Below are 14,738 nucleotides of genomic sequence, written 5' to 3' on the forward strand. Positions count from 1 at the left end.
CGGTCCACCTCGCCAAATCAAGCATGTCCACCTTCGGCCCGGATCTGACCGATCCCTTCGTCGCCCGCGCAGTGGTGCTGCGCGAGGCCTTCCATACCGATGCCGCGCAGCGCGACAAAGCCGGCGGCCGGCCCACCGCGCAGATTCGCCTGCTCAAGGAAAGCGGCCTGCTGGCGGCCGGCATTCCGGCGGCTTACGGCGGCGGCGGCGCTTCGTGGCTGTCGCTGCTGCGGGTCGTGCGCGAGTTCGCGCGCACCGATGGCTCGCTGGCCCACCTCTTCGGCTACCACCATCTCCCCGTGCATACCGTGCTGGCGCGTGGCGCGCCTGACCAGAAAGAACGGCTGCTGCGCGCGGCCGCACAGCAGCAATGGCTGTGGAGCAACTCTGGCAATGCACTGTCGAAGACCTCCGGCGCCCGGCGCGCGCCCGGCAACGACGGCTGGATAGTCACCGGCTTCCGGCCCTTCTCCAGCGGCACGCATGTGGCCGACGTGATCCAGGTCGCCTGGGAAAACGAACTCGGCCAGCGCCTGACGGGCGTCGTGCCGGCGGAACGCGCCGGCATCGTGATCGAGGATGACTGGGACGGCATCGGCCAGCGCCAGACCGGCAGCGGTACCGTCACCTTCAACGGCGTGCTGGTGCGCGACGACGAACTCCTGGGCCGGCCCGACGATCCGCTGACGCCCTTTGCCTCGCTGGTCACACTGCTGCAGCAAAGCGTGCTGCTCAATGTGTTCGTTGGCACGGCGCAGGGAGCGCTGGACGAAGGCCGTGCCTATACCGCCACGCAGTCGCGCCCGTGGATCCACTCGGGCGTGGCGCGCCATGTCGACGACCCGTGGGTCCAGCGCAAGTACGGCGAACTCGCCATCCGCACGCTGGCGGCCACGGAACTGGCCGACCAGGCCGCGCGCAGCCTTGACGCGATCTACCGGCATGGCCCGGCGCTGACGCCGGAGCTGCGCGGACGCGCGGCAATCGACCTGGCCACGGCCAACCTGTATGCGGGGGAAACCGGCCTGGCCGTCTCCAGCGAGATCTTCGAGGTCATGGGCGCGCGCTCGGCCACCAACGCCAACGGTTTCGACCGCTTCTGGCGCAATGTGCGCACGCATACGCTGCACAACCCGGCGGAATACAAGAAACGTACGGTGGGCACATGGCTGCTCACGGGCGAATTCCCCTCCCCTGCCGTGTACCGCTGACTTTCCAATCACCAGTTCTTTCAACGATTCCCGATGAGCCGCGACCGACTGTTCCTGCTGCAACCCGGATTCACCGACCCCAAGCAACCCGGCGCACGCTACGTCTGCCCGCATTGCCTGGCCATCGAAGGCTTGCTGGCCTCGGACCCGGCGCTGGCCGGGCATCTCGACATCACGCGCGTGCCCTTCGCGCGTCCGCGCCAGACGGTGATCGCCGTGCTCGGCGAGGCGCACCAGGGCCTGCCCGCGCTGGTCCTGGGCGACGCCGCGCCCGCACCCGCCGATGCGCAAGCCCTGGGCGAACTGCGCTTCGTCACCGACAGCCGCCGCATCCTCGAACTGCTGGCCGAGCGCCACGGTTTTGCCAGGGTGCATTGAGCGCACCAACCGGAACACCATCATGACCGCTAACGTCGCTTACCTTCATGCGCTGGAAGATGCAGCGCCCGCGCTGTTCGAACCCGACACCGGCAACCCCTTCGTCGCGCGCGCCGTGGCACTGCGCGACCGCTTCGCCGAAGACGCCATCGCGCGCGACCAGGCCGGCGGGAAACCGCTGGCACAGATCCGCTTGCTCAAGGAGCACGGCCTGCTGGCGCTGCTGCTGCCGCGCGAGCATGGCGGCCAGGGCGAGTCCTGGTCGACCGTGCTGCGCATCACACGCCTGTTCGCACAGGTGGATGGCTCGCTTGGCCATCTGTTCGGCTATCACTACAGCAGCCTGCTGAGCCCGCGCTTGCGCAATGCTCCGGAAAAGGCGGCCAGCCTGTGGCGCCGGTCAGTCGAGGGCAACTGGTTCTGGGGCAATACCGCCAACAGCTTTTCCAACAGCCTGTTTGGCCGGCGCGACGGGGAGTGGTTCGTGCTGGACGGCTATCGCCCCTTCACCTCGGGCTCGCATGTTGCCGACTTCCTGGCGATTGCCTGGGAGGATGCCGAAAGCGGCGAGCGACGCTTCGCCGCGATTCCCGCGGACCGCGAGGGCATCGTGATCGAGGATGACTGGGACGGCATCGGCCAGCGCCAGACCGGCAGCGGCCGCGTCACCTACCGCGGCGTGCGCGTGCACCAGGACGAGGTGCTGGGCGAGCCCGTGCCGCTGAATCCCACCGGCGCGCCGCCCGAGCCCTACCGCACGGTCACGCCGCTGCAGCAGCAAAGCGTGCTGCTCAATGTGTTTATCGGCACGGCCCAGGGCGCGCTGCGCGCCGGGCGCGAATACACGGTGCACCAGTCGCGCCCGTGGATCCACTCGGGCGTGGAGCGCCATGTCGACGACCCCTGGGTGCAGCGCCAGTACGGCGAACTCTGGGTCAGGACCCAGGCTGCCACCGCGCTGGCCGACCGCGCGCTGGCGGCGCTCGACGGCGTGCAGGCGCGCGGGGAAAAGCTCACCGCCGAAGAACGCGGCGAAGCGGCAGTCGCCATCGCGGCAGCCAATGTGCTGGCCGGCGAAGTCGCTTTGCAGGTCTCCAGCGAGATCTTCGAAGTCACCGGCGCGCGCTCGGCGGTGCGCAAGGTTGGCCTGGACCGCTTCTGGCGCAACGCCCGCATCCACACGCTGCACAACCCGTCGGAATACAAGACCCGCAATGTAGGCCGCTGGGTACTCGGCGAAGGCCATCCGGAACCGGGGACATTCCAATGAGCGCACCCCTTGCATCGCGCCGGCCGCGCCAGCTTCACCTCAACATCAACATCCTGCATTCGGGCTTCGTGCCGTCGGCCTGGCGGCTGCCCGGGAGCGACCCCGGCGCCTTCGCCGATGTGCGGCACTACATCCGCGTGGCGCAGATCGCCGAGGCCGGCAAGCTCGACGCGGTCTTCCTCGCGGATAACGCCGCCATCGTCGACCAGATCCACTTCCGCCCGATCACCGCGCTGGAGCCGACCGTGCTGCTGGCGAGCATCGCGGCGGCCACCACGCATATCGGCCTGATCGGCACGGCGTCCACCAGCTACAACGAGCCCTACAACATCGCGCGGCGTTTCGCCACGCTGGACCACGTGAGCGCCGGGCGCGCCGGATGGAATGTGGTCACCACCGCCGACGCGCCCTCGGCGCGCAACTTCGGGCGCGATGCGGCGCCGGATCATGCGCAGCGCTATGCGCGCGCTTCCGAGTTCACCGCGGTCGTCAAGGCGCTGTGGGACAGCTGGGAGGACGATGCCTTCGTCGGCGACAAGACATCGGGCCGCTTCGTCGACCCGGGCAAGGTGCTGCCGATCGCGCACCACGGCGAGCATTTCTCGGTGCAAGGACCGCTCAACCTGCCGCGTTCGCCGCAAGGCCATCCGGTGGTGGTGCAGGCAGGCGGCTCCGCGGACGGCCGCGAGCTGGCGGCGCGCCACGCGGAAGCCGTGTTCTCGGCCTCGCAATCGTTCGAGGAGTCGCTGGCCTACGGACGCGAGCTGAAATCGCGTGCGCAGGCGCTGGGGCGCGGGCCCGATGCCGTGCAGGTGCTGGCCGGGCTGACCACCATCATCGGCGCAACGGAAGCCCAGGCGCGCCGGCGGCGCGACGAACTGGTCGACCTGATCCCGTGGGACTACAGCCTGACGCGGCTGGCCGGCACGCTGGGCATCACGCCGGACCGCCTCAGGCTCGACGAACGCCTGCCCGCCAGCCTCGCCCTGCCCGCCAATGGCAACGGCAACCATACCTTCTTCAATGCCACGCTCGCGCTGGCGCGGCGTCACGGCTATACCGTGCGCGAACTGATCCGCGAACTGGCGGGCGGCGGCGGGCACCGCGTGATCGTCGGCACGCCGGAGCAGATCGCCGACGACATCGAGCACTGGTTCCGGCACGGCGCGGCCGACGGCTTCAACCTGATGCCGGATGCGCTGCCCGACGGACTGCAGGATTTTGTCGACGGCGTGGTGCCGATCCTGCAGCGGCGCGGCATCTTCCGCACGGAGTACGAAGGCGGCACGCTGCGCGAGCATCTGGGCCTGGCACGGCCGCAAGGGCGGCAAAGCGCCCGCGAGGCGGCCTGACACCAACACTGACATCAACAGGACACGAGACAATCCATCATGGCTCAACGTAGCGGCTTCCTCAGCCTGGGCGCCTTCCTTTACCCCAGCGGCCACCATATCGCCGCCTGGCGCCATCCCGACGCCAAGGCCGACGCCGGCATCGACTTCCAGCATTACGTGGCGCTGGCGCAGGCCGCCGAGGCGGCGAAGTTCGACCTGATCTTCCTGGCCGACGGCGTGGGCACGCGCGGCGACGATACCGAGTTCCTCAGCCGCACCGCGCACAGCTACCAGGCGCAGTTCGAACCCATCACCCTGCTATCGGCACTGGGCGCGGTGACGAAGCGCATCGGCCTGGTGGGCACGGCTTCGACGAGTTTCAACGAGCCCTATCACGTGGCCCGCAAGTTCGCCTCGCTGGACCACATTTCCGGCGGTCGCGCGGGCTGGAACCTGGTCACCTCGTCGAGTGAGCACGAAGCGCGCAATTTCAACCGCGACCACCACCTGGCGCATGCCGACCGCTACGAGCGAGCCGCCGAATTTGCCGACGTGGTCACCGGCCTGTGGAACAGCTGGGAAGACGACGCCTTCCTGCGCGACAAGGCCAGCGGGCGCTACTACGATCCGGCCCGGCGCCATGTGCTGCGCCACAAGGGCAAGCATTTCTCGGTGCAGGGGCCGCTTAACGTTTCGCGGACGCCGCAGGGGCACCCGGTCGTGGTGCAGGCTGGTTCATCGGAAGCCGGCAAGGAGCTGGCGGCCCGCACCGGCGAAGCCGTGTTCACGGCGCAGCAGACCGTGGAGGACGCGGTGGCGTTCTATGCCGACGTCAAGGGGCGGCTAGCCAGATACGGCCGCGAGCCGGACGATCTCAAGATCCTGCCCGGCGTGTTCCCGGTCGTGGCGGAAAGCGAGAGCGAAGCCCGGGAGAAATTCGAGCAACTGCAATCGCTGATCGACCCCGTGGTCGGGCTGGCACTGGTATCGGGCCTGAGCGGCGGCTTCGACCTGTCCGGCTATCCGCTCGACGGGCCGATTCCCGAACTGCCCGAGACCAATGCCAGCAAGAGCCGGCAGCGCCTGGTGATCGATCTCGCGCGGCGCGAGAACCTGACCATCCGCCAGCTCTACCAGCGTGTGGCCGGCGCGCGCGGCCACTGGCAACTGGTCGGCACGCCCGTACAGATCGCGGACCAGCTCGAAGAGCGCTTCCGGAAATTCGGCGCCGACGGCTACAACATCATGTCTCCGGTATTGCCGGGCGGGCTCACCGATTTCATCGCGCTGGTGCTGCCGGAATTGCGCCGCCGCGGCCTGTTCCGTACCGAGTACTCGGGCAGCACGCTGCGCGAGCACCTGGGCCTCAGGCGCCCCGCGCATCCCGCAGCGTCCTCCGAACCCGCCGCACCAACCATTGCCGCTGCCGCATGACCACTTCGCCCTCCCTCCCCGCATCCGATCCGGATTTCCTCGCGCGTGAAACGCTGCGCCTGCTCGGACCCGCACCCGACAACTGGGTGCCCGGCCACGCGGGCATCGACCACAATGTAGCCATCGTCGGCGGCGGCCAGAGTGGCAGCGCTTATGCCTTCGCGCTGCGCCGCGCGGGCATCGGCCATGTCACCGTGCTCGATGCCGCGCCCGACGGCACGCTGGCCGGCGTCTGGCGCACGCGCGCCCGCATGCAGAAGCTGCGCACGCCCAAGAATCTGGTCGGGCCCGAGCTCGGGCTGCCTGCGCTGGGTTTCCAGGCGTGGTACGAAGCCCGCCATGGCGCCGAAGCCTATGCCGGCATCGACCGCATTCCACGTCTTGCCTGGGCCGACTATCTCGACTGGTACCGCGGCTTTCTTGGCGTGCAAGTGCGTTACAGCACGCGGGTTGTGCGCATCGAGCCTGTCACCGGCGGCCCGGTGGCTCACTTCCGGCTGCACCTGGAAACGGACGGGGCGCCGCGCATCGAAACCGCGCGCAAGGTCGTCCTGGCCAATGGCGTGGCGGGCAACGGCGCCCCGTTCGTACCGGCCGTGTTATCGCAAGCCGTGGCTGCGGGGCTGGCGGCGCACACCGCCGACGCCATCGACTTCGCCGCACTGCGCGGCAAGACCGTCGCGGTACTGGGCGCTGCCGCCTCGGCCTTCGACGCCGCCGCCGTGGCGCTGGAGTCCGGCGCCGCCGCGGTGCATATGTTTGCGCGCCGCGACCATATCGCCGCCACGCCGGTATCGCGCGTGCGCGCTTATCCCGGTCTCTACGACAACTACCACGCCCTGCCCGACGCCACGCGCTGGGAGCAGGCCATCCGCTACCGCCGCGCCGGCTCCACGCCACCGGCCGATTCGGTGGAGCGGGTGCTCAGGTTCCCGCAGTTCCGTTTGCACCTGAGCACATCGCTTTGTTCCGCCGAGGTGGAGTCCGGCCGCATTGTCACGCAGGCCCACGGCGAAACCCTGCGCTTCGATTTTGCGATCGCGGGCACTGGCTATGTGGTCGATCCGTCAGCGCGTGCGGAACTCGCCGATATCGCTCCGCACATCCTGCGCTGGCGCGACCGCTACCAGCCGCCGGCCGATGCACGCGACGACGAACTGGCCGCCTCGCCCTACCTCGGCAGCGGACTCGAGTACCTGGAAAAGACGCCAGGTGCCGCGCCGTGGCTGCGCGACATCCACGTGCACAACCCGGCTGGCTTTGCCAGCGTCGGGGTACCGTTGGGCGACGTGCCCAGCATGCGCCGCGATATCCCGGCCTCGGTCGCGCGGATCAGCCGCGACCTTTTGCTGGCTGACCTGGCCCTGCACGAGCAACGGATCCGCGGGGATGTGTCGGCGGATTTTGGCGCGGAGTTTTATGCGGGTGCGCTGTGGAAGCCTGCAAATACAGCGCTCGCAGCCGCGTGAGGCAACTGCGGGCTGCCTAACGCACTGCGCCGGCAGCCCCTTCAGCAGGCAGGAGAAGGTGCCGGATCCTCAATCCGGCGTCTCGCCTCCCAGCCATCGCGCGACGGCGATGGTGGTCCGGCCTCACAGCACCGGGCCGATGATTTGCACACCGAGCTGCAACCCCTGCCCGGTGTTCCCGACGGGCGCCACCATTGCCGGCAGCCCCGCGAGCGTCGCCAGGCCCGACCAGGCAAGTTGCTCGCGATATAGCGACGGTTCGCCATCGATGCTCAGCATCGTGTGCGCCGCGTGTCACGATCGTCATCGGGAGCCTCGCATAGGCAGGCCTGCGACATTGAACGCTTCCTTTACCGTCATCGCAGAAATCTCATCAAGATCCAGTGTATTGGTAGTACAGATCCAGTCTTTCGTTGTCTTCTGAAACTTCAATATGAAGAATAGCCTCACCAGGCATGCCATTTTCAAAGAGCACACACTCCATTCCCAATACCTTTCCGTTGGTCTCATAGCCATCAATGCATGGCCTTTTCCGCATACGCGAATCAAAGGCCGCCTCCAATGGCGCAATGGATATGATTGCCCCCTTATCGAAGTACGCATCAATGCACTCGAACATCTCTTCGGACACTGCGCTGGAAATGCCAAACTTGTGCTGTAGCGCCTGTGCATCTCGCAGGGCAATGGTCTCGATAAAGCGCTTCGCCTCGTCATAGGCTTGCTGCCTTGTTGGCGTTCGCATGGGTTGACTCCATGACGGCAAGACATCGAGGCGCCAATCTGGCACGACAACGACTTGGCGCAAATTCTGTAGGGAGCCCCGTGGATAGACAATCCATCCAAGATAGGACCCGCGATCAACTAGGCTTCGGCCTGTACTACCCCGGGGCCGAGATGATGCTCGCCGCCTCGCTGCACGGCATGCACGAGAACGAGCGGCAGATCCTGTCCGAGCACCTGGAACACCTGGATCGCCTGCAATCCGGCGGCTTGCGATCAATCGGCCGCGGCTACCCGGCCCGCTGGCTGATTGCCGTGCTCAACCAACGACACGTCCCTCTCTAAATACGCGCCGATCAGTCCCGCTGCCGCCATCGCGGTCTGCCGTTAGCTGGCGTCGCTTGGGCCCTTCCTGAATGCCGGGATATGATCCGGGGCTATTGAGCAATCGTCGGATCTGGTGTACACATCGAGTTGCCCCACTTTCAGTGACACTTATGCATTGCTCGGGGCAGAGCAGGCCATTCTCCGTCCTTTGGCGTGCGCGATGCCGGCCACACCGGGCTGCAGCGTGGTACCGCCGTAGAGGTTTCCAATTTTCCCCGGGGCTCCATCGTAGACACGACGCCTTTCACTACCTGCCGCGCTAATGGAACGCAGTCCGATCCGCCGCCTTGCCCGCACGCAGAGGCAACTGAGTCTCGTGATGTTCGCCATCATTCCGTTGGCGCTGATGTTGGCCGGCACCCTTTGCTGGGGCATGTTCCGCGTTGTGGAGGATCAGGAAGAACGGATCGCCATTCATTTTTCCGAACTCACTGGCTATATCCGGGAGCAGGAGGCCTTCCTGATACGCCTGCGGACGCGAGTCCGGAGTTTGCATCCCGATGATTACACGGGCGATGTCAAGCTGCAGCGCATCGATTCGAGCGCCCATGGCGGCTCGATCCTGTTCGAGGCGAGGGTACCGCACACGTCGGTCATGTTCAGCCTTGCCTGCAAGAGCAAGGAGGATTGTCCTCCACTAGACAGATCCGTGCTCCGGTTTGGCTCCTTTTTTTTCGATTACTACAGCGCCTACTGGTCAGCATCCCAGCCTCCTCCGTCAGACGTCTTCCTGATCGCGGCGCATGCCAATGCCAGTGTCGGCATGCAGGCGTTCCGCTCCACTTCCGAGAACAGGCCCGAGGAATACGGCGAGATGTTCTCGATGGTTGCGCAGCATGCCGGCACGCACGCAGGCGAGCGCGACGTTGCATCGGCGGGTGTCCGCTGGCTCCGCGCAGATCCGGCGGCCGGGGGGGCAGGCAAGATGCTCGCCGTCCTGCCGCTCGATACCGCGGCGGCCATACCGCGAGCGGCTGAATCCGGGAGCGATACGCTCTACGCTGCTGCGCTGCTGAGCCTGGATAGGATCGGCAGTATTCGGCGCTCTCTGGAAACACCCAACTACGACGATTTCTGGCTGGAAGACAAGGCCCGAACCACCTTTGCGGGCAAGTCGCCGATGCCCGCATCGAAGGCGGATGGCGTCACCTATGCCGCCGACGGACTGTACTTTCGGCTAAGGGACCCGAGCGGGTCGTGGCACGCGCTATACCGCATTGGTTATCCGACCTTCTTCCGCCATAACAAGGGCCTGCCAGTCATCCTCGCAATGCTGGTGCTATTCGGGCTGGGCGGTGGCTTGTCCTTCGTCCGCTGGTACAACCGGCGCGTGGTATTGCCGGCGCGCCGGGCGCACGAACGGCTGGCGGAAACCAGCGCATTCTGCCGCGCGCTTATCGAAACCGCGCCTGTGGCGCTGTGCATTTACAGCCAGGCGGACGGTACGGCGCTGTTCCGCAACCATCTGGCAAAGCAATGGCTCAACCTGGACCCGGGCCTGGATACGCACCAGGACCTGCAGTGCGTCCTCGACAATGCCTCTCAGGCCACGCAAGTGCTTGCTGCTACCCTGCCCGGCGCTATCGAGGAAATCCGGGGCGATGGCAGCAGGCCGCTCTCCCTGGCTTTCGCGCCGACCCGCTACTGTGGTCAAGCCGTGCTGCTGTGCGCGTTTGCCGATATCAGCGCACGCAAGGAAATCGAACGCGCCCTGGCCAAGGGAAAGCAGGACGCTGTCAACGCGAGCGAGGCCAAGACCACCCTCCTGGCCTCGATGAGCCACGAAATCCGGACGCCGCTGTATGGCGTAATGGGCGCGTTGGAACTCCTGGATCTCACCGGCCTCGGCAACGCGCAAAGGCAGTATGTCCAGACTATCCGTAACTCGTCGGAAATACTGATGCAAATCATCAGCGACGTCCTGGATATCGCCAAGATCGAAGCGCGGCAGCTGTCAGTCGAGGCGGACGACTTCTGCCTGCTATCGCTGGTGGAGGCTACCGTCAGCCGCTTTGCCGCCAGCGCGCGGCAAAAGGGCCTGCTCCTGTACGCCTGCGTTGCGCCCGATCTGCCTGAGCACCTGCGTGGCGACACAATGCGAATTCAGCAAATACTGAACCATCTTCTGAGCAACGCCATCAAATTTACCGAATCCGGTCACGTGATTCTCCGCGTCCGGCAAGATTCGACAGATCGCGTTGGCGTGACGCTGCTGTTCCAGGTGGTGGACACAGGGGTCGGAATACCGCGGGAACGTCAAGCGGAACTCTTCACCCCGTTCTATCGGATCGACAGCAATATGCATACGGTAAGCGGCGCCGGACTGGGCTTGTCCATCTCCATGCGCCTGGCAAGGCTGATGCATGGGGACATCCGGGTGGTCAGCGATCCGGGCCTGGGAAGCAGCTTTTCGCTGATGCTCCCCTTATCGCATGCTGCGGTGCAGGTACCATCGCAAGCGCCTGTGCTGACGGGGGAATCCGTCTACGTGCGATCCCCGAGCAAGGAGTTGACCGACAATGTGTGCGCATGGCTGAAGCGCTGGGGAGCCACCACCCACACAGCAGACGATATTCCTGTCGATGCTGCGCCGCATGCGCGTCTGCTGGACCTTCTCGTCTCCTACCCTGTCCCCGACGGCTGGACCGGGAACTATCTGTTTGCCGGCAGCCCGCCTGCTGCGGCGGACGCTGCATTGTCAGCGGGGAGTGGCTACCTGAGTGCGCACAGCGTCCAAGCGGTCGGCAGCGCCATCGCCATGGCGGGGCCGGGTGTATCCCAGGCAGTTGACAGGCCGGCGGAACCTCTCGCTGCCGGCGCACAGCTTCGGGTCCTCGTGGCCGAGGACAACGCCATAAATGGAACGATCCTGAAGGAGCAACTCGAACAAATCGGCTGCGTGGTTGCTCTGGCCTGCGATGGGGTGGATGCGCTGGCCCGATGGCACACCGATCGGTTCGATGTCGTGATCACGGACATCAACATGCCAAGGGCAAATGGCTACGAGTTGGCCGAAGCGTTGAGGCAACAAGGCTACGAGGGCCCTATTATCGGGATCACCGCCAATGCGATGCGCGAAGAGGAGCAGCGCTGCATGGATGCGGGCATGACATCCTGGCTGGTCAAGCCATTTGACCTGGGGGTGCTACGGTCTCATCTCCAGTCGATCCGCTCGCCTGCTGTCATACGGAGCGTGGCGCAGGCCGTGCCGGAGGCCCCGGCCAGTCACGATGAAGTCGGGTTCGTGCCGCTGAGGTTCCGCAACGTATTCTCCGAGACCATGCGAAGCGATATCGCGGCGCTCAATCGAGCAATAGCGAATTCGTCCGCCGACAGCGCCCTGGATACGTTGCATCGTATCCGCGGAGCGCTGGCTACCGTAAAATTGTTCAGACTCGTGAAATACTGCGAAGCCCTGGAGGAAGACATTCGCAGCGAAGGCCTTCAACAAAAGCAGAAGGCAGGCATAGCGCGGGCTGCCTCGCGGATCGAGGCCATTTTGCTGAGTTTTGACAATCAACCAGGCGGCGGCTTCTCTTTATCCGATTCTTGAACTCCATGAAAAAAACCAAAATCATCTTAGCGGACGATCATCCCCTGGTGCTCATGGGAATACGCGAAGTCATCGAACAGGACCTGCGTTTCGTGGTGGTTGATTCCGCCTCGGGCCCCTCGGACCTGATCGCCAAGATTCCCGTTGCCCGTCCGGATATTATTGTCACCGACTTTGCCATGCCCGGTGATTCGGTCTTCGGGGATGGCCTGAAGCTCATCGCATACCTGACCAGGACGTTTCCCGGCGTCAAGCTGCTGGTCCTGACAATGCTCACCAACCCGATCATCGTATCAGCCCTGTACGATGCCGGCGTGCACGGAGTGGTGTTCAAGGGCGACTCTCTCAACGACATCCTCACCGCCCTGTTCGCGATCCGGAGTGGCCGCAGATATATTCCAGCATCCCTCCAGGCGTCTCTTCGCGCGGGTTCGGGGGCGGAGTCCATTGGTGATCGAATCAAGACGCTGTCGCCGCGGGAATATGAAGTGCTTCGCCATTTCGTTGGCGGGGAGTCGGTACAGGATATCGCCAAGCACTTCAACCGCAGTATCAAGACCGTGAGTGGCCACAAGGTGTCAGCAATGCAGAAGCTCGGTGCAACAACCGACCAGCAGCTCATTACCTTCTGCATTGCTACCGAGCTTTTTCAGTAGCAGGACGCCACGGACACTCCCAGGCATCGGCATCGAGCAGGCTGAGGCGCCCCTCCCCCTCAGCCCCCTCACACTACCGTACGTGCGGTTTCGCATACGGCGGCTCGCGAACGAGACCGCATGCGCTGCCGGGTACCCAGCAGCGAGATGTGTAAGAGACTTCCACCCTCAAGTGAGGGTGCCCTGCCGGGCGCAAAAAAAACCCAAGCTGCCCGCGAGGGCCGCTTGGGTGGGTAGAAGTCCGGGCCAGAGGAAGGGAATCCTCGCCGGAATCGGGATTCGGCATCAGCAGGAAGTGTTGATGCCGACGAAGTCAAGAATACCGAAGTCATCATTCTTCTTCTACCAGAATAATCTGGTTCTGCAGCAACGTGTCAGCGCAGCGCTGTCCAACGGCGGAGGAGCCTGGAGAGCAGATATCCGGCGCATTTCCATCGGATGATGAGCCTCGGCTCAACAAGGCCAGTTCGGTGCTGACTGCCGACAAGCGACTGGCTAGCGGGGATGGTTGATCATCATCAGGGCAACCTTCACGGCCGCCGCGGCGGTGTATCACAACCACGCCGAGGACTGCGCTCCCCAATGGGAAGTCGTCGCCACCGTGCCACCCTGGCGCACGAATACATACTGCCCCTACTGCGCACCATGATCAATCAGTTTCCTTCGCATAGGCGCGATGCCGCGCCGCGCAAGACAAGCTACGGCTACGCTCTCCACGGTTTGCCCAGCGCAACCGGGCCGGAAATCCGTACCGTAAAATCTCATTCCCTTTAATTACCCAACCAACCATGCAATCATCCATAATTAATCATAATTTCCGTCTTTAAATTCACCAAAAATTAATTTACGATTAAACAAATTAATTTCGCGAGATTCGAAACATCATTGAATGGCACGCACAAACAGAAACGAAGGCTCCATATCATATTATTATTTTCGTGCACTCCGACCTATTTCTGTTTCCTTATACTTCCATTCCTTTTGCGTTTTTTATATTTCTTCACCAGACCCCATTGGCCTTCTGTTGCCGAGCAAGAATCAGATTTGAAGCAGAATGGCATGCGCTTTGGCGACTGGCAACTCCGCCGAGGCCAAGCTCGGGATGGGTTGGGTGAATTGGGCCACGCCTGACCTTGATGAGAGGCTGCCTTGCACCGCCGTGCACCCAGAGCATGCGTTGTTAAGCGTGGCGATAGTCTCAATTCAGTTCTTTTTTCCGAAAACAAGAACTATCCTGTGTCGCGACCGGGGAATTCTGGCGAATATCTGCTGATGCACGCGAGCCATACGGGGGCTTTGGCGGCCGCTATGCACTTTCACGGAACCAAGCCGTCGGAAGCTCTTTCCCGCTCCCGATTGATCTGGGCCATCTCTTGCCGCCACCCGCAGGAGGATCGGCTTGCTGCCAGGCCCAGTCGCCTTGAGGCAAGGGCGAAATATGGCAACACCATTCTGGTCATCGCTAATCGCCGTGCCGCCATTACATGAATGGAGATTTACAGCCCCTTGTCACACCAGGTACCCGAAATAATCGAAGCAACCCGCCAGGCCGTCCGCTCCAGCCTGCGTGTACTGCCAGCCGACGGCCAGCAACGCCAGCGCGCGGCAATGAAGCGGCGCGTGCACAGATGCGGCGTCACGCAGGTGCGGGATGCGAGTGATGGCCCGCAGGCATGGACGTTGCGGAGGGAACTGCCTTCGACGTCCTGATCACCGATCTCTCGATGCAGGGCATGGACGGCATGCGCCTGATGCACTCGTTGTTCGGCGAACTGGCGCCGGCGGAGTTTCTGCCGCCAGTGACTGCCCAAGGCCATTTGCATGCCCTGGCCTGCGCCATGCTGCGCACGGCTGTGGCCGGCCAGGCCCGGTGGCGCAGGCTGGGTTGCGCGGCGACGGCATCGGTCAACGTGCCGGCGTCGCTGACGGAGTGCGAGGGTGCCGCCGACCGTCTTCTCGCTACGGTCCGGACTGCCGGCGGCTACGTGGCCGGCGTCACGCCGGAGTTTGCCGAGACCGGATGTATCCGGGATACCGCGGCCCTCCAATACACGTTGGCCCGCGCTCGGATAAACGGTTCCCGGCGCCGATCCTGGAATGGCGCCAACGTTCGTCCTCGGCTTGAGCGCCGGTCGTCCGTCGGCAAAGGACGGGGAAGCGCGCCGCCTGCGGCCCGCACCCGATGCCAGCTCTACGGCGCGGGGGCGCCGCACCGGGCACGATCCGTCGGGAGCCGGATCGGCTTTACACAGATTCGTTGATCGGAGGGCATAGTTGTGCCAATCAGAGTGCTTCTTGCGGATGACCATTCCACATCGCAGAAAAC

General features: G+C 64.4%; 12 protein-coding genes. 10 read left to right on the plus strand and 2 right to left on the minus strand.

Translation table 11 applies throughout. From position 1 onward, the window contains the following. The first annotated feature begins 23 nt into the window (after window positions 1–23). From CF70_RS12825 to CF70_RS12850, 6 genes are read left to right on the plus strand one after another with little or no spacing between them, the layout of a single operon-like run. Window positions 24–1,211 carry an acyl-CoA dehydrogenase family protein gene (locus tag CF70_RS12825; RefSeq protein ID WP_035864962.1) on the plus strand — a complete coding sequence of 396 codons (1,188 nt, stop codon included), beginning with the start codon at window positions 24–26 and terminating at the stop codon, window positions 1,209–1,211. 33 nt (window positions 1,212–1,244) lie between these two features. Beyond that, on the plus strand, window positions 1,245–1,589 hold the full coding sequence (locus CF70_RS12830; RefSeq protein ID WP_035864964.1) for a DUF3088 domain-containing protein: 345 nt from the start codon (window positions 1,245–1,247) through the stop codon (window positions 1,587–1,589). Window positions 1,590–1,611: 22 nt separating this feature from the next. Beyond that, the gene (locus CF70_RS12835; protein WP_035864966.1) at window positions 1,612–2,859 is read left to right on the plus strand and encodes an acyl-CoA dehydrogenase family protein; all 1,248 of its coding nucleotides are present in this window, start codon (window positions 1,612–1,614) and stop codon (window positions 2,857–2,859) included. Beyond that, window positions 2,856–4,211: an LLM class flavin-dependent oxidoreductase gene (locus tag CF70_RS12840; RefSeq protein WP_035864967.1), complete on the plus strand. Its 1,356-nt coding sequence runs from the start codon at window positions 2,856–2,858 to the stop codon at window positions 4,209–4,211. The genes CF70_RS12835 and CF70_RS12840 overlap by 4 nt, the downstream gene beginning before the upstream one ends. A gap of 39 nt (window positions 4,212–4,250) precedes the next feature. Then, complete coding sequence (locus CF70_RS12845; RefSeq protein ID WP_035864968.1) at window positions 4,251–5,627, plus strand: LLM class flavin-dependent oxidoreductase; 1,377 nt, start codon at window positions 4,251–4,253, stop codon at window positions 5,625–5,627. Then, the gene (locus CF70_RS12850) at window positions 5,624–7,096 is read left to right on the plus strand and encodes a SidA/IucD/PvdA family monooxygenase (RefSeq protein ID WP_035864969.1); all 1,473 of its coding nucleotides are present in this window, start codon (window positions 5,624–5,626) and stop codon (window positions 7,094–7,096) included. Before CF70_RS12845 ends, CF70_RS12850 begins: the two co-directional genes overlap by 4 nt. 123 nt (window positions 7,097–7,219) lie before the next feature. Here CF70_RS12850 and CF70_RS35970 read toward each other — a convergent pair whose 3' ends face one another. Together CF70_RS35970 and CF70_RS12855 are read right to left on the minus strand one after the other, a co-directional pair. Continuing rightward, window positions 7,220–7,375, minus strand: a complete 156-nt coding sequence (locus CF70_RS35970) for an amidase family protein (protein WP_152561792.1) — start codon at window positions 7,373–7,375, stop codon at window positions 7,220–7,222. A gap of 94 nt (window positions 7,376–7,469) precedes the next feature. Next, on the minus strand, window positions 7,470–7,838 hold the full coding sequence (locus CF70_RS12855) for a hypothetical protein (protein ID WP_035864970.1): 369 nt from the start codon (window positions 7,836–7,838) through the stop codon (window positions 7,470–7,472). An 80-nt stretch (window positions 7,839–7,918) separates the two neighbouring features. Between CF70_RS12855 and CF70_RS34860 the strand changes: the two genes are divergently transcribed. From CF70_RS34860 to CF70_RS12870, 4 genes are all read left to right on the plus strand, one after another. Beyond that, window positions 7,919–8,161, plus strand: coding sequence for a hypothetical protein (locus CF70_RS34860; protein ID WP_235185025.1), 243 nt, complete (start codon window positions 7,919–7,921; stop codon window positions 8,159–8,161). 361 nt (window positions 8,162–8,522) lie between these two features. Continuing rightward, window positions 8,523–11,756, plus strand: coding sequence for a hybrid sensor histidine kinase/response regulator (locus tag CF70_RS12860; protein ID WP_051648350.1), 3,234 nt, complete (start codon window positions 8,523–8,525; stop codon window positions 11,754–11,756). A gap of 5 nt (window positions 11,757–11,761) precedes the next feature. Next, the gene (locus tag CF70_RS12865) at window positions 11,762–12,412 is read left to right on the plus strand and encodes a response regulator (RefSeq protein ID WP_035864972.1); all 651 of its coding nucleotides are present in this window, start codon (window positions 11,762–11,764) and stop codon (window positions 12,410–12,412) included. Window positions 12,413–14,085: 1,673 nt separating this feature from the next. Beyond that, window positions 14,086–14,673, plus strand: a complete 588-nt coding sequence (locus tag CF70_RS12870) for an EAL domain-containing protein (RefSeq protein WP_035864974.1) — start codon at window positions 14,086–14,088, stop codon at window positions 14,671–14,673. Window positions 14,674–14,738: the final 65 nt, after the last annotated feature.

The organism is Cupriavidus sp. SK-3, assembly GCF_000611145.1.
In the GTDB taxonomy this organism is placed as follows: Bacteria; Pseudomonadota; Gammaproteobacteria; order Burkholderiales; family Burkholderiaceae; genus Cupriavidus.

Coding starts and splice junctions, on each gene's coding strand:
- CF70_RS12850 (WP_035864969.1), top strand. CDS start 5,624: ATGACCACTTCGCCCTCCCTCCCCGCATCCGATCCGGATTTCCTCGCG.
- CF70_RS12840 (WP_035864967.1), top strand. CDS start 2,856: ATGAGCGCACCCCTTGCATCGCGCCGGCCGCGCCAGCTTCACCTCAAC.
- CF70_RS12845 (WP_035864968.1), top strand. CDS start 4,251: ATGGCTCAACGTAGCGGCTTCCTCAGCCTGGGCGCCTTCCTTTACCCC.
- CF70_RS12835 (WP_035864966.1), top strand. CDS start 1,612: ATGACCGCTAACGTCGCTTACCTTCATGCGCTGGAAGATGCAGCGCCC.
- CF70_RS12865 (WP_035864972.1), top strand. CDS start 11,762: ATGAAAAAAACCAAAATCATCTTAGCGGACGATCATCCCCTGGTGCTC.
- CF70_RS12860 (WP_051648350.1), top strand. CDS start 8,523: ATGTTCGCCATCATTCCGTTGGCGCTGATGTTGGCCGGCACCCTTTGC.
- CF70_RS35970 (WP_152561792.1), bottom strand. CDS start 7,375: ATGCTGAGCATCGATGGCGAACCGTCGCTATATCGCGAGCAACTTGCC.
- CF70_RS12870 (WP_035864974.1), top strand. CDS start 14,086: ATGGACGTTGCGGAGGGAACTGCCTTCGACGTCCTGATCACCGATCTC.
- CF70_RS12855 (WP_035864970.1), bottom strand. CDS start 7,838: ATGCGAACGCCAACAAGGCAGCAAGCCTATGACGAGGCGAAGCGCTTT.
- CF70_RS12830 (WP_035864964.1), top strand. CDS start 1,245: ATGAGCCGCGACCGACTGTTCCTGCTGCAACCCGGATTCACCGACCCC.
- CF70_RS12825 (WP_035864962.1), top strand. CDS start 24: ATGTCCACCTTCGGCCCGGATCTGACCGATCCCTTCGTCGCCCGCGCA.